This is a genomic window from Streptomyces aidingensis, assembly GCF_900112355.1.
GTDB classification, from domain to species: Bacteria; Actinomycetota; Actinomycetes; order Streptomycetales; family Streptomycetaceae; genus Streptomyces; species Streptomyces aidingensis.
Window position 1 is genome coordinate 772,633 of record NZ_FOLM01000001.1, and the last position, 22,579, is coordinate 795,211.

Below are 22,579 nucleotides of genomic sequence, written 5' to 3' on the forward strand. Positions count from 1 at the left end.
CGCTCCCCATGGGACCTCTCGGGCGCTTCGTCATGCGATCAGGGTGCCGACGTCCCCAGGGAAGCCGTGTCCTTGTGCTCGGCCGGGATCCCGGCCTCGAAGACATCGAAGGAGACAGCAGTGTGCCAGGCCGCATCGCGGATCTGGCATGCCCTCAGCACGCGGAGCGGTTCGCTGGTCATCTCCACTCCGGTCAGGTTGTCATCGTCATCGAAGTGCAGCAGGGCGATCCAGCGGGAATCGAACAGCCAGAAGTCCTCGTTGGGCAGCGTCAGCCGGTTGGCGTCCGCTCGCCACAGGTTTCGGATGTCCTCACCGACTTCGGAGTTGCGGCGCGCGTTCTTCAACAGGTAGAGCTGGCCCATCGTCGGCGGCTCGTCGACGATCCGTACCCGTTCGAACCGTTTGCCGAGGGCGGACTGCTCCCGGCGGGAAGCGCACCAGGGATCGTCAGGGTCGAGCAGGATGTCCTCACCGGCCAGGAACCGCCGGTAGTCCTCGCTCTCTTCATCCGAGCGGTACCGCCGGCGGGTCTCCAGGCGCCACGCGGTGTGCTGGAAGTCGGTGAACATGCTCTCGAACTCGTCGAAGCTGACGAAGTTGGGAGACCGCAGCACATCCTTGGGGGCGAAGTCGGCGAAGACCGCGCGGGGGACGGCGACCGCCGCTTCGCCGGGCTCCAGGCTACGGAGCTGAGCGATCGACTCGTGGTCCGAGATCGCATCGCCCTGGACGACGATCCGGTCCGAGTCAACATCCTCGTAGAAGGCAGGACATCCGTTCTTGCCGGAGTTCGAGCCGGTGAAGCGCAGCCGCATGACTGATTGCCCTTTCGTCTCTGGTTGGTACTCAGCGCCAATGCTGCACTACGCAGCGTGCCGTGCAGGGCGTGATTCTCGAATATTCGCCAGCCACCCGGGGGGCCGGTCTTCACCGCGGCAGGAGCGGCAGTTGCTCCTGGAGAGCGCTTGTGGGGACAGTATGGTGCTGGGCCGTATCTCGGGGCTGGCAGGCGGCAGAACCTCTGCGGGGTCTCTGACGAGCCCGACCCCGAGAGTCCTGGACCTTGCCCGGAGGGCGTCTGTTCAGGGCAGCCGGTTGGTCTTGATGGCGGTGAGCAGGGCGGAAAGACGGCCGGGGGTGGTGGTGAGGACGGTCTCGGGGACGGCGCTCTCGCGCAGGCGTATGACTCGGCCCGTGGTTCCCGCCTGGACGCAGGAGTTGCCCTCTTGGCAGTAGGAGGAGGTCTGCCAGTCCGTGCTGCCCATGGTCATGCCCTTCTCAGGTCGTCCGCGACATCCGAGATGAAGGCGCGGGACCGCTCGGGGCTCAGGGCCACTTGTTCCATCCGGTCCAGGAGCGCGCGGTATTTGCGCAGTTGCGCCTCCGCATCGATGAATACCGTACCGTGCGACTGGTCGAGTTGAACGGTGCCGTGAGCGACGGCAGCCGTGTGGCATAACACCGGTAGGGCTGGGATTCGTGTGGACGGGGTGGCGGCGGACACACTCCGGGTGCTGGCGAGCCGGGCCGCCGGAGCGGGGATGTCCCTTGAGGTGTACGTCCGGCGAATCCCGGAGAGTGAGGCCGCTGCTTCCTCCCCGGAAGGCGAAAGGCCGGACGGCCCGGCCTGCTGCGCGTAGAGCGCGCGGGGGCCGGGCCGTCTGGGTAGTGGGGACGGGATTACTGGGCGATGCTGGTGATGAGGACGTCGCCGCTGCCGGCGGCGGTGCCTCGCTCGTTGCGCAGCTTGATCGAGGCGAACAGGTCGCGGCCCTCGGGCAGTTCGGTGCCGGCGGCCAGGGTGAGGCCGGCGCTCAGGGCGCCGGATTCGCCGTTGCCGAGGCTGATGCTGCCCTCCGCGCTCACCGAGCCGAAGACCGGGCTGTAGTACCCGTCCGAGAAGTCGTACTCGGTGCTGCCCTCCGGGACGCTCCAGCCGTGGACCTCGACCGTGTAGGTGCCCGGTTCGGGGTCGGTGAAGGAGATGTACTCGTCCGAGGTGGCGGACGTGGACTGGTCGACCAGTTCGCCGTCCCGGTAGACGTACAGGTCCAGGTCGGCGCCGGTGTCGGCCGGGTTGGTGATCTCCACCTCGAAGAACGAGACGGAGTCGTCCAGCACGACCTCGTCCACGATCACATACTCGTTGTCGCCGACCGTGGGCCGGGCATTGAGCACCGAGCCCAGGTCACCGCCGTCCACCGTGCCCGTCACCGGGGCGAAGTGGTTGGCGATCTCCCAGGACAGCGGGATCTCCTCGCCGACCGGGGCGTCCTCGACGACGGTCTCGGCCGGGTCGAAGGTGGCCCCGTAGACGGTGGCGTCCAGGGTGTACGGCTGGTCCAGGTACGGCGAGGTGCGGCGGGCGTCCACGTTCAGCTCCCAGACACCCGGTATCGGGTTGTCGTAGGAGCGCACGTCCGGCCGGCAGGTGTTCCGCGGGTCCTCGTAGTTGTTGTAACAGGAGAAGACCTGCGTGTTGTCGACCGGGTAGCCGTACGGGTTGTTGGCCAGCCAGCGGGCCTGGCTGCCCTCCGCCAGGCCGCTCATGGCGACCTCCAGCGTGCCCGCGCCCTCCGGCACCCGCACGTAGTACGGCTCCGGGTTGTTGCGCTTGACCGAGTCGCTGAACTGCGCGGCGAAGTCCGGCGAGTCCAGGTCCACCGGCACCACGATGGTGGCCAGCGTCTGGAGCGCCTTGCCGCCGGTGCGCAGATCCCGCAGCTCGATCAGGGCGGAGTGCACGCCGGTGGACTTCGGCCTGGCCTTGATCTTGACCGTGGCGGGCTTGTTCTTGGACAGCCAGACGCCCTTGGGGCCGGCCACCGAGAAGGTCTTGCCCGCGTTGTTGGTCAGGGAGACCGGGTGGTAGACGGGGTAGTCGGGGCCGGTGGTGCGGGTGAAGGTGACCTCGTAGGTCTCCGACTCGCCCACGCCCGGCGCGGTCTCCCGGTCGTAGATGCCGGTGCCGGTGTGCGGGGTGGCCAGGAACTCGGAGAGCACATGGTCCACCGGGGCCTGCACCTGGTACTCGTACGGCGTGACCCGCAGCACCTCGCTGATCCACAGCCGGTACCAGGCGCCCGGGGTGTTCATCAGGCCGCCGCCCTGCTCATACGCCTGCTCGCCCTTGATGCGCTTGGCCGAGGAGGCGATGGCGGTGCGCAGCTCCGCCGGGGTGACGTCCAGGCCGTAGCGCTCGGCCGCGGACAGCAGCAGTGCCACCGCGCCCGCCGCCTGCGGCGAGGACATCGAGGTGCCGTTGGCCATGCCGTAGCCGGGCGGCAGCTCGTAGCCGGCCTGCGGCACCGGCGAACCCTCCTGCCACATCGGGATGGCCGAGATGGCCGCGCCCGGCGCCACGATGTCCGGCTGGAAGTCGCCGTCCGCGCGCGGGCCGCGCGAGGAGAACGGGAAGAGGGCGTAGTCGACGTCGACCACCGAGCCGTAGTTGGCCTCCCAGGTTTCCTTGGAGACCCCGGCGCCCACCGCCAGCACCTTGTCCGCCAGGGCCGGGTCACCGATGGTGTTGATGCCCGGGCCCTCGTTGCCGGCCGAGATCACGAGCTGCACGCCGTAGGTGTCGATCAGTTCGGTGTAGAGCCGGGCCCGGGCGTTGTTGCCGTCGTTGAGCACCGGCAGGCCGCCGATCGACATGTTCACCACGTCCACGCCGCGGTTGACCACCAGGTCGATCATGCCCTCGGTCAGCGCGTAGGAGGAGCAGCCGGAGCCGAAGATGCAGGCGCGCGAGGAGACGATCTGGGCGCCGGGTGCCGCGCCCTGCATTTCCCCGCCGAACAGGCTGTGGCCCGCGGTGATGCCCGCCACATGGGTGCCGTGGTAGTTGTCGATCACGCCGATGTTGACGAAGTCCCGCTTCTGTCCGACCCAGGAACCGCCGTAGGGGTCCATGGGCACGTCCTTGCGGATCTCCACGACGAACGGGATCTCCTCGACGATGTCGGTCGCCGGGTCGTCCTCGCCGAAGGTGGCGACGTCGTAGTCGTCCGCGTACGGGGTCATGGCCTCGTCGTCGGAGAAGTCGCCGTTGTTGTTGATGTCGACGGTGACGGAGCCGGCCGCCGGGTCGTAGAGCAGGCCCCAGAAGTCGGTGGTGTCACCGTCCAGGTTCATGTCGCCGTTCATGTCGCCGCCGGCGGTGGCGGACTCCCGGAAGACGTTGAGGTAGTAGTCGCCCTCGGGGACGGTGTACTCCCGTCCGGCGTAGGTGACGGTGCCGCCGGACACCTCGCTCACCATGGGACGCCAGGTCAGGTCGCCGTCGAAGATCGGGTCGGTGGCGGTGACCCAGTCGACGATCTTGCGCTCTCCGGTGGTGGTCTCCTGGAGCGCGGGGTGGAAGAGATCGACGCCGGTGTCGATCACGCCGATGGTGATGCCGCGGCCGTCCGCCGAGGGGTGCCGGTCGATGAAGTCGACGGTGCCGATCTCATTGGTCGGCATGTAGGGGTTGTCGGCCGGGGTGTCGGCGTCCGGGCCGGTGTAGTCGCCGCCGCCGTCCTGCTTCTTGCCGTGCCGGTCGGTGCCGACCAGACCGGGGATCGGGTCGGGCACCTCGATCATCTCGCTGACGTCGATGGCGAAGACGTCGGAGTTGCCGCTGGCCTTGTCCAGCAGCTTCTTGGCCTCGGCGGTGGTGACGTTGGCCCGCACATAGCCCACCGAGTCCTCGGTGTAGCCGATCGAGGTCCCGGCGACGGCGTCCAGGTCCTTGGCGACGTCGCCGGTCTCGCCGGGTTCCGCGGCGATGAGCAGGGTGACGTGGGGGTCACCGGCCTCCTCGGCCGCCTTGATCAGGCTGAGGTCGGCGGCGGTGTACTTCTCCTCCTCCGCGGGCTTGTCCAGCGCCGGCTGAGGGGTCTCCTCGGCGGCGGCGAAGGCCGGGACGGCACCGGTGGCTGCCAGTGCGACGGCGACGCCCGCCGCGAACGCGGCGCGGGACAGCCGGCGTCTTGCCCGGGGGAGGCGGGGGTACCTCCCATGCCCGGGGGGCACGGGGGAGGATGCTGACGGCTTTATCCGTGTCATGACCATCCTTGTTCGGTATCCGGGACAGGATGGCCGGTAATCATACGGAACTGCGCTGTAGTTGTGGGGCGTTGGAAGAAAGTTGACGGATTTCTGCCGAATGTGCGGATGTTCCGTGGCTCCACAACCGGGTGAATCGGTCATTGGGTGCGCCACGATCCTTACCCCGGACCACCGCCCGCCATCACCGCAGCCGCCGATTCGTTACCCGCGCCCCCCCGAGTCCCCGAGTCCTCGAATCTCCGAGTACCCGGTGCCGCCGGTCTTGGGGAGGGGCCGCCGGGCTACCGGGGCAGCACCACCACATGGACGGGCGGTTGCCAGTCCCCGTCCGGCCCGCCGCCCCCGCCGTACCGGCCCAGCAGCGCGGCCCGCACCACCTCGGCCTGCTGCCCGGCGGCATCGCGCAGCATGCGCGGCGTCAGATGCACCAGGATGATGCCGGCCCGCCCCAGCATCGCCCGCTTGCGGGCGTAGTGGTGCCGGCCGTCGTCGGGGCCGCCGTCCGGGCCGTGCGCACGGGAATCGATCTCCACGGCGACCGCCTCCTGCGGCCAGTAGGCGTCCACCCCGCCCAGGAACGGGCCCTCGGGCAGCCGCAGATCGACGTTCCAGAACGGCTCGGGCAGCCCGGCGGCGCGCACCAGCCGGATCAGCCGCTCCTCGGCCGGCGCCCGGCCCTCGGCCATCAGCACCTCCACGACCGCGCGCACCGGGCGCCGGGACAGCAGCCGGGCGCGGTCCAGTTCCCGTACCAGGGCGGCGGGTCCGCAGTGGCCCTCCCGCACGGCCTCGGTCAGCAGGCTGCGCACCGCGGCGGGATCGGGGGTGCGGCCCACGGCGTCGGCCAGTGCGCGCGCGACGGGGGCGACCGGGAAGCCGTCCCGCCGCTGGGGCCGGGGAAGGTGGTGCGAACGGACGATGCGGGCGCAGCCGGTGGAGCGCAGCCGCCGGGTGCGCGGCACCAGGATGTCCATCCGGTCCAGGGCGGCGAGCGGGGGAGCGGTGGTGAAGCCGTGCAGGGCGAGCGCGGCCAGGCCGGTCACCATGGTCTCGCCCTCCCGGCCGCCGGTCCAGCGCAGCGCGGCCTGGAGCAGTTCCTCGCCGCTGGGGCGGCCGGAGTGCAGCAGGCAGACCCCCGGCATGGGCATCTGCCAGGGGCCGCCGGGGCGGCAGCGGGCGCTGGTCTCGGCGGGAGCGATGCCGTGCCGGCGCAGTTCGCGGACGGTCAGCACGCGGTGCCGGGCGTTGTCCAGCAGCCGCAGCGGCACGGGGTGCGGGGGGAGAGGGGAGCCGGGGGTGTGCGGGGTGTGCGGGGTGTGTGGGGTGTTGTTGCTCATGCCGCCCCGATTCCCGTCTCCGCCGCCGCTCCCAACCTTTGTTACGGTTCCGTCGACAAAGCGGGACAAGACAGCACTAAAGCACACTCGTTCGGATGCCGATAACGGCTGCCGCGTGGCTCCGCCCCCGCCGCGTGGCTCCGCGGCGGGGGCGCGGTGCGGGGGCCCGTGGTTCAGGCGGGGGCGGTGTCGTGGGTCTGGGCGCGCAGGGCGCGGGCCAGGTCGTCGCGGGACTCCAGGACCAGGCGGCGCAGGGCCGGGGCCGCGCCGGGGTGGCCGGCCAGCCAGCCGTCGGTGGCGGCCAGGGTGGCCGCGTCCGCCCCCGCCATCGGGAACAGCCCCCGCACCACGGCCATGCCGATCTCGATCGAGCGCTCCCGCCAGATCCGCTCCAGCGCCTCGAAGTAGCGCGGCGCGTAGGGCGCCAGCAGCCCGGCCTGGCCGGGCCGGGCGAAGCCGTCGATCGTCGCCTCGGTCAGCGCGTTGGAGAGCTTGTCCGACTCCACCACCTCGGCCCAGGCCCGGGCCTTGACCTCCGCGGAGGGCCGGGCCGCCAGGCAGCGCACCTGGTGCCGGGTGCCGGAGGCGGTGTCGTCGCGGGCCAGTTCGGCGGCCAGCCGCCGCTCGTCCGCCCGCCCGTGGGCGGCCAGCGGCAGCAGGAACGTCCAGCGCAGTTCCTGGTCCACCTCCAGGCCGTCGATCCGGGCGCCGCCGTCCAGCAGGTCCTGGAGCAGCCGGAAGTCGGCGTCGGACACCGCGCAGTCGGCGAAGAACCGCGCCCAGGCGAGCTGGTGGTCACTGCCCGGCACGGCGGCCCGCAGTTCGGTCAGCGCCGCCCCGGCCAGCGCCACCGCCTCGGCCGGCCGCCGCCCGGGGGCGGCGTAGTGCTCCAGCGCCGAGCGCGCCCAGGCGTGCACCATCTGGAGCACCCCGATCTCGGTCTCCGCGCCGCCGAAGTCCCGCACCAGGGTGAGGAAGTCGCGGGCCGGCATGATCGCGTCCCGGGTCATGTTCCACAGCGCCGACCAGCACAGCGCGCGGGCCAGCGGATCGGCGATCTCGCCCAGATGGCCGCGCAGGGTGGCCAGCGAGCGTTCGTCGAACCGGGCCTTGCAGTAGGTCAGATCGTCGTCGTTGACCAGGATCAGATCCGGCCGGGGCCGGCCGGCGAGCGCGGGCACCACCGTGCGCTCGCCGGTGACGTCCGCCTCCGCCTGGGCGTACCGCACCAGCGCGCCGCGCTCCGGGTCGCGCCGGTACAGGCCGATGGCCACCCGGTGCGGGCGCAGCACATCGGTCTCGGCGCGCGGCGGGTTGGGCCCGTCGAAGACCGGGGCCTCCTGGGTGACGGCCAGTTCGCTGATCCGGCCGTCCGGGCCGCAGACCGCCTGCGGGGTCAGGGCGTTGACCCCGGCGGTCTGCAGCCAGGCCCGTGCCCAGCCGCTCATGTCCCGCCCGGAGGTCTCCTCCAGCACCTGGAGCAGGTCCTTGAGCGTGGTGTTGCCGTAGGCGTGGCGCTGGAAGTAGCGGCGGGCGCCCTCCAGGAACGCCTCCTGGCCGGCGTAGGCCACGAGCTGCTTGAGCACCGAGGCGCCCTTTGCGTAGGTGATGCCGTCGAAGTTCAGCTTGGCGTCCTGGAGGTCGCGGATGTCCGCGGTCACCGGGTGCGTGGAGGGAAGCTGGTCGGCCCGGTAGGCCCAGGCCTTGCGCCGGTTCGCGAAAGTGATCCAGCCCTCGGTGAAGCGGGTGGCCCCGACCAGCGAGAAGGCGCCCATGAAGTCCGCGAAGGATTCCTTGAGCCACAGGTCGTCCCACCACTCCATGGTGACCAGGTCGCCGAACCACATGTGGGCCATCTCGTGCAGCAGGGTGTTGGCCCGGCCCTGGTAGGCGGCCCGGGTGGTGCGGCCCCGGAAGACGTACTCCTCGCGGAAGGTCACGCAGCCCGGGTTCTCCATCGCGCCGATGTTGTACTCCGGCACGAACGCCTGGTCGTACTTGCCGAAGGGGTAGGGGTAGCCGAAGTGCTCGTGGAAGAAGTCCAGCCCCTGCTTGGTGACGGTGAAGATCTCGTCCGCGTCGAAGTGCTTGGCCAGGCCGCGGCGGCAGAGCGCGCCCAGCGGGATCTCCAGCGCGGTGCCGTCCGGCAGCCGGCGGGTGTAGTGGTCGCGCTCGTAGTGGTAGGGGCCGGCCACCACCGCGGTGATGTAGGTGGAGATGGGGCGGGTGGCGGCGAACCGCCAGGTGGCGTGCGCGCCCACGGTGCCCTCCGGGCCGGGCAGCGGCTCCGGCTCGCCCTCCTGGGCGCCGTTGCTGAGCACCGTCCAGTGGGCCGGCGCGGTGACCCGGAAGCGGAACGGAGCCTTCAGGTCCGGCTGTTCGAAGTTGGCGAAGACCCGTCGTGCGTCCGCCGGTTCGTACTGGGTGTAGAGGTAGGTCTCGCCGTCCTCCGGGTCCACGAAGTGGTGCAGGCCCTCGCCCGTGCGGCTGTAGGCGCAGCGCGCGTCCACCACGAGTTCGTTCTCCTCGGCCAGCGCCGGCAGGGCGATCCGGGAGCCGTCGAAGACCCGGTCCACGGGGAGCGGGCCGCCGTTGAGCGTGATGGAGTGGACGTGCGGGGCCAGCAGGTCGGCGAAGCTCGACGCGCCCGGCTCCGCGCAGCCGAACCGGATGGTCGTGGTGGAGCGGAAGGTGCGCGGGCCGGAGGCGGGGGGAGCGTCGGTGGCGGACCGCAGGTCGAGCGCCACCTCGTACCCGTGCACGGTGAGCAGCCGGGCTCGCTCGCGGGCCTCGTCACGGGTCAGGTTCTCTCCGGGCACGGACCGACTCCCTCGTCTTTGCAGATCTTCGTGTGTGCGCGCAAACGTCGGGTCAGCATCGCATGACGCGGTGACACGGTGCACGGGGAATGTGACGGGCTTCGCCATGGTTGGTTTCGGCTGACACGCATCGGTGTGCGAAGGAGAGACACATGACGGAGAGCACCACCGGCCGGGCCGTGACCGAGGCGGACTTCTGGTTCGACCCGCTCTGTCCCTGGGCCTGGATCACCTCGCGCTGGATACGGGAGGTGGAGCGGGAACGGCCGGTGCGGGTGCGCTGGCATGTGATGAGCCTGGCGGTGCTCAACGAGTCCCGGCTGGACGAACTGCCGCCCTCCTACGCCCGGCTGATGCGCGAGGCCTGGGGGCCGGCGCGGGTCTGCACGGCCGCCGCGCAGCTGCACGGCGAGGAGGTGCTCGGCCCGCTCTACACCGAACTCGGCACCCGCTTCCACAACGAGAAGGCGGAGCGGACCCCGGAGACCCTGGCGGCGGCGCTGGCCGCGGCCGGGCTGCCGGAGACCCTGGCGGACGCCGCCGGTTCGCCGGAGTGGGACGAGCCGCTGCGGGCCTCGCACGCCTCCGGCATCGAGCTGGTCGGGCAGGAGGTGGGCACCCCGGTGATCGCCGTGCCCGGCGCGGACGGCCGGCCCAACGCGTTCTTCGGCCCGGTGGTCACCCCGATTCCGCGCGGCGAGGCCGCCGCCCGGCTCTGGGACGGGGTGCTGCTGGTGTCCTCCACGCCCGGCTTCTACGAACTCAAGCGCACCCGCGACGCCTCGCCGGTCTTCGACTGACGCGTCTTCGGCCCGCCACGCGGTGGGGGGAGTCCACAACGCCGGGCCCGCCCGCGTTGTGGCGGGCCGACGGCGACCGTGGCACCCCCACAACGGCGCCGCGGGCAGCGTTGTCACCAAGCTCACGCCCCGCCCGGGCGCCCGCTCGGCTAGCGTCGGATGGTCCTTTCCGGATACATGTACGCACGTTTGCGGACGCCGCCCGCGCGGTGCCCGCGGAAGGGGAGCTCCCCGCATGAGCACAGCAGTCGTCACCTCCGCCCGGCCCGGAGCGGTCCTCGCGGACCTGCTGCCCGCCGCCACCGCCGCCCGCGCCCGGGTCCGGGACGCCGCTCTGGTGCTGGGCGGGGCCGCGCTCACCGGCGTGGCCGCCCAGTTCTCCGTGCCGGTGCCCGGCTCCCCGGTGCCGGTCAGCGGCCAGACCTTCGCGGTGCTGCTGGTGGGCGCCGCGTACGGGCCGGTGCGCGCCGCGCTGTCGCTGCTGCTCTACGCCGCGGCCGGGATGGCCGGAATGCCGTGGTTCGCCGAGGGCGCCTCCGGCTGGTCCATGCCGACGCTCGGCTACATCATCGGCTTTGTGGTGGCGGCGGCGGTGACGGGCGGCCTGGCGCGGCGCGGCGGCGACCGCACGGTGCTGCGCACGGCCGGCACCATGGCCGTCGGCAGCCTGATCATCTACGCCTTCGGGGTGCCCTACCTGGCCCTGGACACCGGCATGTCGCTGACCGCGGCGGCCGATGCGGGCATGGTGCCGTTCCTGTTCGGCGACGCCCTCAAGGCCGCGCTGGCCATGGGCCTGCTGCCGGTCGCCTGGCGGCTGGCCGGCCGCGGCGGCCCCGGGGGCGCCGGCCGCCCGGGCAAGGACTGAGCTCGCGTCCGCGCGGCGGCCCCGGCCGCCGGGACCGCCGCGCGCGCATGCCAGACTGACGCCATGCGTGTCTACCTCGGCTCCGACCACGCCGGATACGAACTCAAGAACCACCTCGTCGACTGGCTGAAGCAGCACGGGCACGAGCCCGTGGACTGCGGCCCGCACCTCTACGACGCCCAGGACGACTACCCGCCGTTCTGCCTGCGCGCCGCCGAGCGCACCGCCACCGACCCCGGGGCGCTGGGCATCGTGATCGGCGGCTCCGGCAACGGCGAGGCCATCGCCGCCAACAAGGTGGAGGGCGTGCGCTGCGCCCTGGCCTGGAGCGAGGAGACCGCCCGGCTGGGCCGCGAGCACAACGACGCCAATGTGGTCGCCATCGGCGCCCGGATGCACAGCGCCGACGAGGCCACCTCCTTCGTGGCCGTCTTCCTGGCCACCCCCTACAGCGGGCAGGAACGCCACACCCGGCGGATCGAGATGCTCACCGCCTACGAGACCGACGGCACCATGCCGCCCGTCCCCGCCCACCACCCCCGGCAGGACTGAGCGGCCCCCACCACACGGGAACGGCCGGAAGATGCCAGAAGGACACACCCTCCACCGGCTGGCCGCCGCCTTCCGCGAACGGTTCGGCGACGGCCGGCCGCTGCGCGCGGCCAGCCCGCAGGGCCGCTTCGCCGGCTCCGCCGCACTGCTCGACGGCCGGCCGCTGACCGGCGCCGAGGCGCACGGCAAGCATCTGTTCCTCGGCTTCGGGCCGGCCGGCTGGGTGCACATCCACCTCGGGCTGTACGGCAAGGTCTCCTTCGGCACCGGCCGGGCCCCGGAGCCGGCCGGCCAGATCCGGCTGCGGCTCACCGGCCCGGACGGCTGGGCGGATCTGCGCGGCCCCAACACCTGCGCCCTGCTCACCGGCGCCGGGAAGGACGCCGTCCACGCCCGGCTCGGCCCGGACCCGCTGCGCCCGGCGGACGACCCGGACCGCGCCTGGCGGCGCATCTCCCGCAGCCGCACGCCCATCGCGGTGCTGCTGATGGACCAGTCCGTGGTCGCCGGGGTCGGCAACATCTACCGGGCCGAGGTGCTGTTCCGGCACGGCATCGACCCGCGCCGCCCGGGGCGGGCGGTCGGCCGGGCCGAGTGGGAGGCGCTGTGGGCCGATCTGCGCCTGCTGATGCGGGAGGGCGTGCGCACCGGACGCATCGACACGGTCCGCGCCGAGCATCTGCCGGAGGCCATGGGCCGGGCGCCGCGGGTGGACGCGCACGGCGGCGAGGTCTATGTCTACCGGCGGGCGGAACAGCGCTGCCACATCTGCGCGCAGCGCGTCCGCGCCACCGAGCTGATGGGCCGCAACCTCTTCTGGTGCCCCGGCTGCCAGCCCGAACGCATGGTCGTCTGACCGGCCGCCGGCCGCCGGCCGCCCGCCGTCGGCCGTCGGCCGGAAGCGGCGCGGGCCGGGGGCTCAGAAGCCGTGCGGCAGCCAGGGCGCCACGGGGGCGGTGAAGGCCGCGGAGACGGCGTCCAGCGCGCCCGGCCGCAGCTCGGTGACGCGTCCGGCCCGGCCCAGGGCCGCCAGGCCCACCCCGCCCAGATAGGCCGAGCCCAGCTCCCGGACGGACAGCCGCAGCTCCGCCGCGTCCGCGGTGCGCTCGCAGCGCGCGCCCGAGGCGTCCCCGGACAGCCGCCAGCGTCCTTCGTTCCAGGGGCAGAACGGGTCCGCCACCTCCAGCACGGTGTCCACCCCGCCCGGGTAGCGGCGGGCGGCCAGGGCCGCGCCCACGTCCACCGGCCGCAGATACAGGTCGTCCCGCACCTGCACCCGGCACACCCGGATGTCGGAGACCAGGTACTGCCAGGGGTCGTCCACCGGGCGGCGCCGCATGGTCACCCCGGTGGAGAGGTCTATCGACAGCAGATACCGCCACAGCGCCGCGTACGCCGCGTGGTCGTCCGCCTCCAGGGAGAACAGCGACACCCTGAACGCCGCCGTGCCGCCCGGCCCCTCGGTGTGCTCCCGCACCGAGTAGCGGGCATAGCCGACCGCCTCCCCGTCCCGCTCGGCCAGCACGCAGTGGCGTGCCGAGCCGCCGTCCCGCTCGCTCTCCGGGTCCAGCGTCTCCGTCTTCTCCCAGCCGGGGGCGCGGGCCGGCATCCCGGGGCGGCGCGCCACCTGCCGGGCGTACACCGCCTCGGTCAGCGGCAGCGCCTCCTCGGAGGGCACCAGCCGCAGCGTCACCCCCTCGGTGCCCGGCGGCAGGTCCAGTGTCACCACCCGGCCGGGTATTTCGGCCAGCAGCCGCCAGGTGGCCACCCCGTAGCCGAACCGGCCGTAGATGGCCGGCTCGGAGGCGGTCAGCACCGCCAGCGGCTCCCGGCCGGCGGCCCGCACATCCTCCAGATGGCGGCGCATCATCCGGGTGAGGAGTCCCTGCCGCCGGTGCGTGGGCAGCACCCCCACCATGGTCAGCGCGGCGGCCGGCACCACCGCCCCGCCCGGCACGGAGACCCCGAAGGAGAAGGCGCTCAGCGTGCCGGTGTACTGCTTGCCGTCCCACACGCCCAGCGAGCGCTCCGGCTCGGTCAGCTCCCGCCACAGCGCACGTTCCTCAGGCGCCTCCGTGATCCCGCCGAAGGCGGTCTCCAACGTGGCGTACCACTCATTCCAATCGGCCGGATCGGGCACCCGCAGCTCGCTCGTCATGCGACCATCGTGAACAACTGACCGGTCACCCCGCGAACGGATTTTCCGTGGGGCCGGACCTCGTAATACTTCAACGCGCAACCGGGCGGGAATCGACGTGCCGCCGAACGGTGGATAGGGTCGCAAGACATGGCAGGCGGCGGCAGGAAAACTCCCAGGACCCGGACATTGCGCGCGCATCGGGCGCTGCACCGGGTCCGCGTCGGAGTGCGCCGGTCGGCGGTCGACTACTTCCGCGGCGAGGGCTCCGACTGGGCCCCGCTCGTGGTGCTGCTGCTCACCGTGCCGCTGCTGGCCATGGGCACGCTGCGGGTTCCGGAGTGGTGCCCGCCGGCCGCGCTGGCCCTGCCGCTGGTCATCGGCGGTCTGGTGCTGCGCCCGGCCAGCCTGCTGGCCCTGTACGCGGGCACCGCCCTGGCGCTGATCGTGGAGACGGCGCTGATCGATCCGGAGCCGGGCGCCGAGCCGGTTACCCCGGGGACGATTCTGCTGGTGGCGGCGGTGGCGCTGGTCGGTCTGCTGGTGGCGCAGTTCCGCAGCCGGGTGGGGGTGCCCTGGCGGCGCGGCGGCACCATGCTGTTCGACCTGCGGGAGCGCATCAGGGCGCAGAGCGCGCTGCCGGCGCTGCCGCGCGGCTGGCACCGCGAGATGTCGCTGCGGCCGGCCGGCGGGCAGTCCTTCTCCGGGGACTTCGTGGTGGCCGCGCGCACCGGGCCGGGCGGCCGGGTGCTGGAGGTGGTGCTCACCGACGTCTCCGGCAAGGGCATGGACGCGGCCTCCCGCTCGCTGCTGCTCTCCGGGGCGTTCGGCGGCCTGCTGGGCTCCCTCCCGCCGCACGGCTTCCTGCCCGCGGCCAACGGCTATCTGCTGCGGCAGCGCTGGGACGAGGGCTTCGCCACCTCCGTGCATCTGGTGCTGGACCTGGAGACCGGCGAGTTCGAGCTGTTCTCGGCCGGGCATCTGCCGGGCGTGCAGCTCTGCGCCAACAGCGGCAAGTGGAAGCAGGTGGCCGCCGAGGGGCCGCTGCTGGGCGTCTGGGAGGGCGCCGAGTTCCTGCCGTCCGGCGGGCGGCTGCGCCGCGGCGATGTGCTGATGCTGTTCACCGACGGCCTGGTGGAGCGCTCCGGCCGGGATCTGGAGGAGGGCATCGACCGCCTGATCGGGGAGGCCGAGCGCTATGTCGCCACCGGCTTCCGGGGCGCGTCCTGGCACCTCATCGAGTCCGTGGCCCGCGATGTCAACGACGACCGCGCCCTGGTGGTCATCACCCGCGACTGAGCCGCCGCCGCGCGCCCGGCGCCGCACCGGGGGCCGCGCCGGGGCCGCGCCGGCCGACTTGACATACCCCGTTCGAGCGCGTGGTCACCCGGCGGCCCGACCCTGTGTACTGCCGGTGTCTGTGCCCGGCCGCCGCCGCCGGCGGGCCGCCATCGAGGAGCAACGCGTGGAGACTGCTGTGGAGCCGACGAACTCCCCTGCCCGGACCGATCCGCGGCCCGGCCGCGGCGGCCGGGAGGTCCGCGGCCCGGTGATCGTCCTGGTCAGCAGAGTGCTCGCCGTTCTCGCCCTGGCCGTCACCCTGCTCCAGGCCGCCCTGGCGGGCCTGTTCGTCACCGGGGATGTGGAGATGCTGGACCGGCACCGGCTGGGCGGCACCGTGCTGAGCGTGCTGGTGCTGGCCCAGTTGCTGACCGCGGTGCTGCTGTGGCGCCGCAACCGCCGGCTGCGCTGGCCCATGGCGGCCATCCTGGCCGTGGTGCTGCTGACCGCCCTGGTGCAGTCGCTGGGCGACCGGCGGCTGCTCGGCTGGCACATGCCGATCGGGATGGCGATCTGCGCCGCCGAGGCCGCCCTGGTCTGCTGGGCCTTCCTGCTCCGTCCCGCCCGCCACGACGACGCCGGGGAGGCGCGGTGACCACCGGCCCGTACCGTCCCAGCCGCCGCCGGGTGCTGGCCCTGGCCACCGGTACCGCCCTGCTGGTCTCCGGGGCCGCGGCCTGCCGTGAGCTGACCGCCGAGACCACCGGAAAGGTGCTGACCAGCCGGGCCCCGCTGCCCGAGCCGTTCCAGGTGCCGCTGCCCGTGCCGCCGGCCGCCCGCCCGGCCGGGCAGGCCGACGGCGCCGATGTGTACGAGGTGGAGCAGCGCGCCGCCGAGCTGGCGATTCTGCCCGGGCTGACGACCACGGTGTGGGGCTATGACGGGATCTTCCCCGGGCCCACCTTCACCGCCCGGGCCGGCCGCGAGGTGCGGGTGCGGGTGCGGAACCGGCTGCCGGTGCCCACCTCCACCCATCTGCACGGCGGCGTGACGCCGCCGGACTCCGACGGGCACTCCACCGATCTGGTGCTGCCGCCCGGCTGGGACGTCTCCCGCGGCAACGGCGAGGGCGGCGGGCACGGCGCCCATGGCGGGCACGGCGGTCATGGCGATATGTCGCTGTGGCGGTTCCATGAGCAGGAGCGGGTCTACACCTATCCGCTGCGGCAGCGCGCCGCCACCCTCTGGTACCACGACCACCGGATGGACTTCAGCGCCCCGCAGGTGTGGCGCGGCCTGGCCGGGTTCTTCCTGGTGGGGGACGAGGAGGAGGACGCCCTCCCGCTGCCGCGCGGCGAGCGGGACATCCCGCTGATGCTGTGCGACCGCGCCTTCGAGGAGGACGGCTCGTTCCGCTACCCGTCCCTGGACCCCTCCCTCACCGGGGAGCCCGGCGTCGAGGGCGACTACCACAACGGCGTGCTGGGCGATGTGCAGCTGGTCAACGGCGCCCCCTGGCCGGTGCTGGAGACGGCCGCGGCCCGCTACCGGTTCCGGCTGCTGAACGCCGCCAACGCCCGCCGCTACACCCTGGCCCTTCAGGACGCGGACGGCCGGCGGGTGCCCGGCGCGCTGGTCCAGATCGGCAGCGACGGCGGCCTGCTGGCCGGCCCGGTCGCCCACGACACCCTCACCCTGGCCCCGGGCGAGCGCTACGACGTGGTGATCGACTTCTCCGCGCTGGACAAGAACGCCGGCGGGACCGAACTGACCCTGGTGAACACCCTGGGCGAGGGCGGCATGCGCCAGGTGATGCGGTTCCGGGTGACCCGCCGGGAGCCGGACGACTCGCGGGTGCCGGAGACGCTCTCCGCGCCGGAACGGCTGCGCCGCGGCGAGGCCGTCGCCACACGGTCGTTCGACTTCCGCCTCACCCATGAGGACGGCCACCAGAAGTGGACCGTCAACGGCAGGCCGTACCGGGTGGGCGACATCTGGGCCCGGCCCGCCCTGGACACCGTGGAGCTGTGGACGTTCAGCAGCGACTTCCACCATCCGGTCCATACCCATCTGGCCCACTTCCAGGTGGTGTCCCGCAACGGCCGGGCGCCCGGCCCGGCCGACGGCGGCTGGAAGGACACGGTGGACGTGCGGCCGTACGAGGTGGTGGAGGCGCTGGTCAAGTTCAGCGGCTACCGCGGCCGGTACATGATGCACTGCCACAACCTGGAGCACGAGGACATGGCGATGATGGCGGACTTCGAGATCGTCTGAGGCCGCCGGGACCTCCGGGGCCTTTGGGGTCTTCGGGACTTCCGGGGCCCCGGGGGGACCGGGGGACCTGAGAGGCTCCCGGCCCGGCCGGGTCCGGCCCTGCCGGCCGGGCCGGGTTCAGCCGTGCCGGGCCGCGTACATCCGCAACGCCTGCGGGAAGTCGGCCGCGTCGCAGTCCAGCAGATCGCCCAGCAGCAGCGCGTCCTCCAGCGCCCGGGAGGTGCCGGGGCAGGGGAAGGGCAGCTCCGTGGAGCGGGCCGTGCCGCCGGTCAGCGCCACCCGGCCGGACCAGCACCGGCCGTCCGGCCCGGCCTCCGGCCCGGGGTCGCAGGGCACCCAGGCGGTCCAGCGCCGCGCCAGGCCCAGCAGGGCCCTGGCCGGTTCCGGGGCGCCGGACAGCTCCCGCAGCACCCGGTCCGGCGCCACCGGAGCGCCCAGCGCCGGTGCCGGGCCGCCGTCCTCCGGTGCGGTGCTGCGGACCGCGGTGAGCGCCAGCCGGCGCTCGCTCACCGGGCAGGAGGACAGCCCCCAGCCGGGCGCGGACCACAGCGTCACCGCGCCGGAGCGGGCCTCCTCCGGCGCCCGCTCGGGCAGCCGGTCCAGATCCACCTCGGTCTGGTACAGCGTCCAGGGCGCGGCCGGGTCACCGCCGCCGGAGAGCTGCCGGCGGACCGGGGAGCAGGTCCCCTCGGCACCGATCAGGGCGTCGGCCTCCAGCCGTCCGCCGCCGGCGAGCCGGATGAACACCCGGTGCTCGTCCTGGGCGAAGCCGGCCACGGCGGAGCCGGGCCGGAACCGCACCAGCGGGCTGGCCGCGCAGGCCTCGCGCAGCGGCCGGTAGAGGGCGGCCCAGGGCGCGGCGGCGTACGGGGTGCCGAACCAGTCCAGGTAGGCGTCGCCGAGGCGGGAGGCGGCCAGCCGCCGCCCGGTGGTGCCGTCGTGCACGCGCAGCCCGTCCAGCGGGACCAGGCGCTCGCGCAGCGCCTCGCCGACGCCGAGGTGGTGCAGGGCGCGCAGCGCGCCGGGGGTGAGCTGAAGGCCGACGCCGGTCCGGTCGGGCGGCACGTCCGGTTCCAGGACCAGCACCCGGTGCCGCTGCCGGGAGATGCTCAGCGCCGCCGCCAGGGCGCCGATGCCGCCGCCGGAGACCACGACATCGGCCATGGGAACGGTCATGGCCGGTGGTCTGGGTGCGTCGGCGTCGTCGGCGGTGGCGGCGACGGTGGCGGCGGGGCGGCGGCGGGCGTGCCGGCCAGGGGTAAACAGGTCAGCATCAACACCTCCGCGTCACGGGCGGGCCCGTGGCAGACGCGGCTCGTCGGGACAGTCTCGGGTCGGTCTCACGGCGGGCGCGGCGGGGCGCGCGCGGCCGTGCGGGTGCGGAAGGCGGGCCGGCATACCGGCGGGCTCGGGGGATGGCTCCGTCGGTACGCCGGCCCGCGGCCGGTGTCGCCCGTGCGGCGCGGGGTTCAGACCCAGCGCGGGGTGCGGGCGTAGCGAGGCTTGAAGACCCGGCGGTAGAGGAAGCGCACCGGGGGCGGCAGCAGGCCCAGCACCGTCTGCTCGGTGGCGGGCGGCATGTCGTCCAGCAGCCAGGCGAGGTAGAGGCCGCCGTTCTTCAGGCCGTTGGTCTTGCGGGAGTAGTCCGTGTAGTGGTCCCAGCCCGCCGGGCCGAGGTGCTTCTCGATCAGCGGCAGCGCCCGGTCCTCCTCGTGCCGCATATGGGTGCCCAGGGCGGTGGTCATCTCCTGCACCAGATCGCCCAGGCCGCGCCCGCCGGCCGTCAGGGCGGCGTCGATGCGGGTGAACATCGGGTCGATCATGGAGTGTTCGGATTCCATCAGGTCGAGCACGGCGATCTCGGCGGGGTCGGTGACCGCGCGCCGCAGCGGGGGCCACAGGGCCTCGTCCTCGGCCACGTGGTGGAAGTGGAGCTGCTTCTTGAAGGTCTCCCAGCCGGTGCGGACCGAGGGCGCGGTGCCGCGGCCGGAGGCGACCGCGTCGGCGAACCGGCGCAGGTCGCGCAGGAAGGCGTCGTGGGTGAAGTACATCATCGAGAAGTCGACGCGGCCGGGGGGAAGGTCGCGCCCGCGCGGCTCGCCGCCGGCCTGCGGTTTTTCGGTGGCCATCGCTCGCTCCTTGCTCCGTCCGGGCTGTTCGTCGCCATTAAGCTTAGCGGCTAAATATCTTACTAGTGGAGAAGCTTAGCGCGAGGTTGGTTCGGGGTCCAGTGCGCGGGACGGGAAGATTCATACGGCAGCCTTCTCGGCGGGCACATCCGCCCCCGGCGCGGCAGCACGGGCGCGGGAGGGCTCCGGGCGCCGGGGCGGGAACGCTCCCCGGGCCGGCGCGGAAGCCCGGGGAGCCACCCACGCGGGCCATCCTGGCAGCGGCCCGCGGCGCCCGGTCAACCTGCGCCGTCAAGGTCCGTCAGGTCCCGTCCGCCCGGCTCGCGCGGCGCCGACAAGGTGACAGATCCTCGGCCGATTCCCCGTCCCCGGGCCCCGGCGGATGCAGTCTGAGCGCCATGCGTGCCGCCTATATCGAACAGCTCGGCCCGCCGGACGAGATCCACTACGGCGAGCTCCCCGACCCCCGCCCCGGCCCCACCGATGTGCTGGTGGAGGTCACCGCCACCACCGTCAATCCGGTGGACACCTTCGTCCGTTCCGGGGTCTTCCGCACCCCGCTGAGCTTTCCGCAGTGCGTCGGCCGCGACATGACCGGCACCGTGCTCCGGGCCGGGCCCGGCGCGGCCGGTTTCCGGCCCGGCGACCGGGTCTGGTGCAACAGCCTGGGCCACGGCGGGCGGCAGGGCGCGGCCGCCGAACAGGTGGTGGTCGCCGCCGACCGCCTCTACCGCCTGCCCGACGGCGTGGACCCGGAGACCGCGGTGGCCGTCGTCCACCCCGGGGCCACCGCCCATCTCGCCCTGCACACCGCCGCCCGGGTGCGGCCCGGCGAGACCGTGTACGTGGCCGGCGCGGCGGGCAATGTCGGCAGCGCGCTCACCGTGATGGCGGTCGAGGCCGGGGCCCGGGTGGTGGCCACCTGCTCGGCCCGCGACACCGGCTATGTCCGCTCGCTGGGCGCCGGCGAGGTGCACGCCTATGACGACCCGGACCTCACCGGCCTGCTGCGGGAGAGCTGCCCGGACGGCATCGACGTGTGGATCGACAGCTTCGGCGTCAACGACCTCACCACGGCCGTGGAGCTGCTGGCCTCCCGGGGCCGGATCGTGCTGCTGGCCGGGGTGGCCGCCCGCCCGGTGCTGCCCGTCGGACCCTTCTACATGAAGGACGCCAGCATCCTCGGCTTCGTCATCTCGCACGCCACCGTGGCCGAGCTGAGCGAGGCCGCGGTGACCGTCAACCGGCTGCTGGCCGCGGGAAAGCTGCGCCCGCGCACCATCGAGCGGGCCCCGCTGAGCGCCGCCGCCGACGCCCACCGCCGGATGGAGAAGGGCGAACTGCACGGCAGGCGCCTGATCCTCCGCCCCGACCTCGACCGCTGACCGCCCGCCCGGCCCCGCGCCCGGCGGGGCGGAACACCGGTGCACACCGACGCGCACCCGACGCGCACCCGACGCGCACCCGACGCACAACGGAGTCCTCATGGCACATCTGCTGATAGCCGGCGGAGGGATCGGCGGCCTGGCCGCGGCGGTCGTCCTCGCCGACGGCGGCCACCGGGTCACCGTCCTGGAACGCAACGGCGAGTTCACCGAGCTGGGCGCCGGCATCCAGCTCGCCCCCAACGCCTTCCACGCGCTGGACCGGATAGGCGTCGGCCCGGCCGTCCGGGACCGCGCCGTCTTCATCGACGAACTGCGGCTGATGGACGGCACCACCGGGCTGCCCATCGCCGCCATGCCGCTCACCGGCGACTACCGCAAACGCTTCGGCAACCCCTACGCCGTGGTCCACCGCATCGACCTCTACCGGCCGCTGCTGGACGCCTGCCGGGACCGGGCCGACGCCATCGAGCTGCGGGTCTCCAGCCCGGTCACCGGCTACGAACAGGACCCGCGGCGGGTCACCGCGGTGCTGGGCACCGGCGAACGGCTCACCGGCGACGCCCTGATCGGCGCCGACGGCATCCGCTCCGCGGTCCGCGAACAGCTCCTCGGCGACGGCGAGCCCCGGGTCTCCGGGCACACCATCTACCGCTCGGTCATCCCCATGGACCGGGTGCCGGAGGAACTGCGCTCCAACAGCGTCACCCTGTGGGCCGGCCCCAAATGGCACTTCGTGCACTACCCGATCAGCGGCGGCCGGCACCTCAACCTCGCCGCCACCCGCGACGACGGCGCCACCCGGGCCGTGGCCGGGCTGCCCGTCGAACGCGAGCGGGTGCTCAAGGAGTTCACCGGGATGAGCACCGTCCCGGAGCGGCTGCTGGAGACCGGCGAGGACTGGCGCACCTGGGTGCTGTGCGACCGTGACCCGGTGGACACCTGGGTCAGCGGCCGGGTCGCGCTGCTCGGCGACGCCGCGCACCCCATGCTCCAGTACGCCGCCCAGGGCGCCTGCATGGCCCTGGAGGACGCGGTGCTGCTCGGCGAACTCCTCCGGGACCCGTCGTCGTCCCCGGACATCCCCGGCGGGCTGGCCGACTACAACCTGGCGCGGCGCCGCCGCACCGCCAAGGCGCAGACCGTCGCCCGCGAAATGGGCCGCCAGGTCTACCACCCGGAGGGCGCCGAGGCCCGGGCGCGCAACGCCCGGCTGTCCGTGCTGAGCCCCGAGGACCTGTACCGCACCGTCGACTGGCTGCACGGCGACCGCGACTGCACCCGCGCCTGACCGCCCCGGCCCGCCGGGGCCGGATCCGAGCCAAGAACACCCGCCCGTATCCGAATCGCTCCACCGACCAGAAACGGAAGTGATCGCCCGTGACCGGCATCCCGCAGCAGACCGACGGACCCACCACCTTCCTCGCCCGCGCCGAGATCCGGATCGACGCCACCCCGGAGCAGGTCTACGACACCGTCAGCGATCTGGGCCGCAGCGGCGAGTGGAGCCCGGAGTGCACCGGCGGCACCTGGGTGCACGGCGAACCGCGCACCGTGGGCGCCATCTTCCGCGGCGACAATCTGCGCAGCAGGGAGGTGGTCGCCTGGGCGCCGGTGATCCGCGGCGAGTGGCACACCGAGTCCGAGGTGCTGGAGGCCGTCCCCGGACGGGTCTTCCGCTGGTGTGTGCTCAACAGCGCCCGCGGCCGGCAGGAGTCCGTCTGGTCCTTCGAGATCGAGCCCGAGGCGGACGGCGGCTGCCGGCTGATCCACCACTACCGGCTGGGCCGTCTCACCGAGGGGCTGGCCAAGATCTTCGAGTCCGGGCTGGACGAGGAGGGCCGCAAGCGCTTCGTCGCCGACTGGAACGCCAAGCTGGTCGAGGACGTCCGGCAGACCGTGGAACGGATCAAGGTCGTCGTGGAGAAGAGCTGACGGA

The 22,579-nt window shown here is 73.2% G+C and carries 19 protein-coding genes; 10 read left to right on the plus strand and 9 right to left on the minus strand.

The window, feature by feature from the left end:
• Positions 1–38 precede the first annotated feature (38 nt).
• The 6 genes from BM242_RS03420 to pepN form a co-directional block, all read right to left on the minus strand.
• Positions 39–818, minus strand: coding sequence for a DUF6879 family protein (locus BM242_RS03420; RefSeq protein WP_093837053.1), 780 nt, complete (start codon positions 816–818; stop codon positions 39–41).
• A gap of 267 nt (positions 819–1,085) precedes the next feature.
• Positions 1,086–1,268, minus strand: a complete 183-nt coding sequence (locus BM242_RS03425) for a DUF397 domain-containing protein (protein ID WP_093837331.1) — start codon at positions 1,266–1,268, stop codon at positions 1,086–1,088.
• A gap of 2 nt (positions 1,269–1,270) precedes the next feature.
• Complete coding sequence (locus tag BM242_RS03430; RefSeq protein ID WP_342746935.1) at positions 1,271–1,507, minus strand: Scr1 family TA system antitoxin-like transcriptional regulator; 237 nt, start codon at positions 1,505–1,507, stop codon at positions 1,271–1,273.
• Between the two features lie 176 nt (positions 1,508–1,683).
• Positions 1,684–5,055: a S8 family serine peptidase gene (locus BM242_RS03435; protein ID WP_425443799.1), complete on the minus strand. Its 3,372-nt coding sequence runs from the start codon at positions 5,053–5,055 to the stop codon at positions 1,684–1,686.
• A 284-nt stretch (positions 5,056–5,339) separates the two neighbouring features.
• Positions 5,340–6,395, minus strand: a complete 1,056-nt coding sequence (locus BM242_RS03440) for a hypothetical protein (protein WP_093837055.1) — start codon at positions 6,393–6,395, stop codon at positions 5,340–5,342.
• A gap of 173 nt (positions 6,396–6,568) precedes the next feature.
• Entirely contained in the window at positions 6,569–9,214 is a 2,646-nt protein-coding gene (gene pepN, locus BM242_RS03445) for an aminopeptidase N (protein ID WP_093837056.1), read from the minus strand.
• A gap of 152 nt (positions 9,215–9,366) precedes the next feature.
• Here pepN and BM242_RS03450 point away from each other — a divergent pair, with 152 nt between their 5' ends.
• The 4 genes from BM242_RS03450 (at position 9,367) to BM242_RS03465 (ending at position 12,290) form a co-directional block, all read left to right on the plus strand.
• Positions 9,367–10,014: a mycothiol-dependent nitroreductase Rv2466c family protein gene (locus tag BM242_RS03450; protein ID WP_093837057.1), complete on the plus strand. Its 648-nt coding sequence runs from the start codon at positions 9,367–9,369 to the stop codon at positions 10,012–10,014.
• A gap of 235 nt (positions 10,015–10,249) precedes the next feature.
• Positions 10,250–10,882: a biotin transporter BioY gene (locus BM242_RS03455; RefSeq protein ID WP_093837058.1), complete on the plus strand. Its 633-nt coding sequence runs from the start codon at positions 10,250–10,252 to the stop codon at positions 10,880–10,882.
• A 63-nt stretch (positions 10,883–10,945) separates the two neighbouring features.
• Complete coding sequence (locus BM242_RS03460; RefSeq protein ID WP_093837059.1) at positions 10,946–11,434, plus strand: ribose-5-phosphate isomerase; 489 nt, start codon at positions 10,946–10,948, stop codon at positions 11,432–11,434.
• 31 nt (positions 11,435–11,465) lie between these two features.
• The gene (locus tag BM242_RS03465) at positions 11,466–12,290 is read left to right on the plus strand and encodes an Fpg/Nei family DNA glycosylase (protein ID WP_093837060.1); all 825 of its coding nucleotides are present in this window, start codon (positions 11,466–11,468) and stop codon (positions 12,288–12,290) included.
• 63 nt (positions 12,291–12,353) lie between these two features.
• On the opposite strand, the gene BM242_RS03470 is transcribed toward BM242_RS03465, so the two are convergent.
• A complete protein-coding gene (locus BM242_RS03470; RefSeq protein WP_093837061.1) occupies positions 12,354–13,592 on the minus strand; it encodes a GNAT family N-acetyltransferase in 1,239 nt (412 codons plus the stop codon).
• 129 nt (positions 13,593–13,721) lie between these two features.
• Between BM242_RS03470 and BM242_RS03475 the strand changes: the two genes are divergently transcribed.
• From BM242_RS03475 to BM242_RS03485, 3 genes are all read left to right on the plus strand, one after another.
• Complete coding sequence (locus BM242_RS03475) at positions 13,722–14,870, plus strand: PP2C family protein-serine/threonine phosphatase (RefSeq protein WP_093837062.1); 1,149 nt, start codon at positions 13,722–13,724, stop codon at positions 14,868–14,870.
• A 166-nt stretch (positions 14,871–15,036) separates the two neighbouring features.
• Positions 15,037–15,507 carry a hypothetical protein gene (locus BM242_RS03480; protein ID WP_139238250.1) on the plus strand — a complete coding sequence of 157 codons (471 nt, stop codon included), beginning with the start codon at positions 15,037–15,039 and terminating at the stop codon, positions 15,505–15,507.
• A complete protein-coding gene (locus BM242_RS03485) occupies positions 15,504–17,126 on the plus strand; it encodes a multicopper oxidase family protein (protein ID WP_175541232.1) in 1,623 nt (540 codons plus the stop codon). Before BM242_RS03480 ends, BM242_RS03485 begins: the two co-directional genes overlap by 4 nt.
• 117 nt (positions 17,127–17,243) lie before the next feature.
• On the opposite strand, the gene BM242_RS03490 is transcribed toward BM242_RS03485, so the two are convergent.
• Together BM242_RS03490 and BM242_RS03495 are read right to left on the minus strand one after the other, a co-directional pair.
• On the minus strand, positions 17,244–18,302 hold the full coding sequence (locus BM242_RS03490) for an FAD-dependent monooxygenase (protein WP_093837064.1): 1,059 nt from the start codon (positions 18,300–18,302) through the stop codon (positions 17,244–17,246).
• A gap of 293 nt (positions 18,303–18,595) precedes the next feature.
• Complete coding sequence (locus tag BM242_RS03495; protein ID WP_093837065.1) at positions 18,596–19,255, minus strand: hemerythrin domain-containing protein; 660 nt, start codon at positions 19,253–19,255, stop codon at positions 18,596–18,598.
• 398 nt (positions 19,256–19,653) lie between these two features.
• Here BM242_RS03495 and BM242_RS03500 point away from each other — a divergent pair, with 398 nt between their 5' ends.
• The 3 genes from BM242_RS03500 to BM242_RS03510 all read left to right on the plus strand — a co-directional run bounded on the left by BM242_RS03500 (position 19,654) and on the right by BM242_RS03510 (position 22,575).
• The gene (locus tag BM242_RS03500; RefSeq protein ID WP_093837066.1) at positions 19,654–20,640 is read left to right on the plus strand and encodes an NADPH:quinone reductase; all 987 of its coding nucleotides are present in this window, start codon (positions 19,654–19,656) and stop codon (positions 20,638–20,640) included.
• A 100-nt stretch (positions 20,641–20,740) separates the two neighbouring features.
• Complete coding sequence (locus BM242_RS03505) at positions 20,741–21,931, plus strand: 3-hydroxybenzoate 6-monooxygenase (protein ID WP_093837067.1); 1,191 nt, start codon at positions 20,741–20,743, stop codon at positions 21,929–21,931.
• Positions 21,932–22,020: 89 nt separating this feature from the next.
• Complete coding sequence (locus BM242_RS03510; protein WP_245833775.1) at positions 22,021–22,575, plus strand: SRPBCC family protein; 555 nt, start codon at positions 22,021–22,023, stop codon at positions 22,573–22,575.
• Positions 22,576–22,579: the final 4 nt, after the last annotated feature.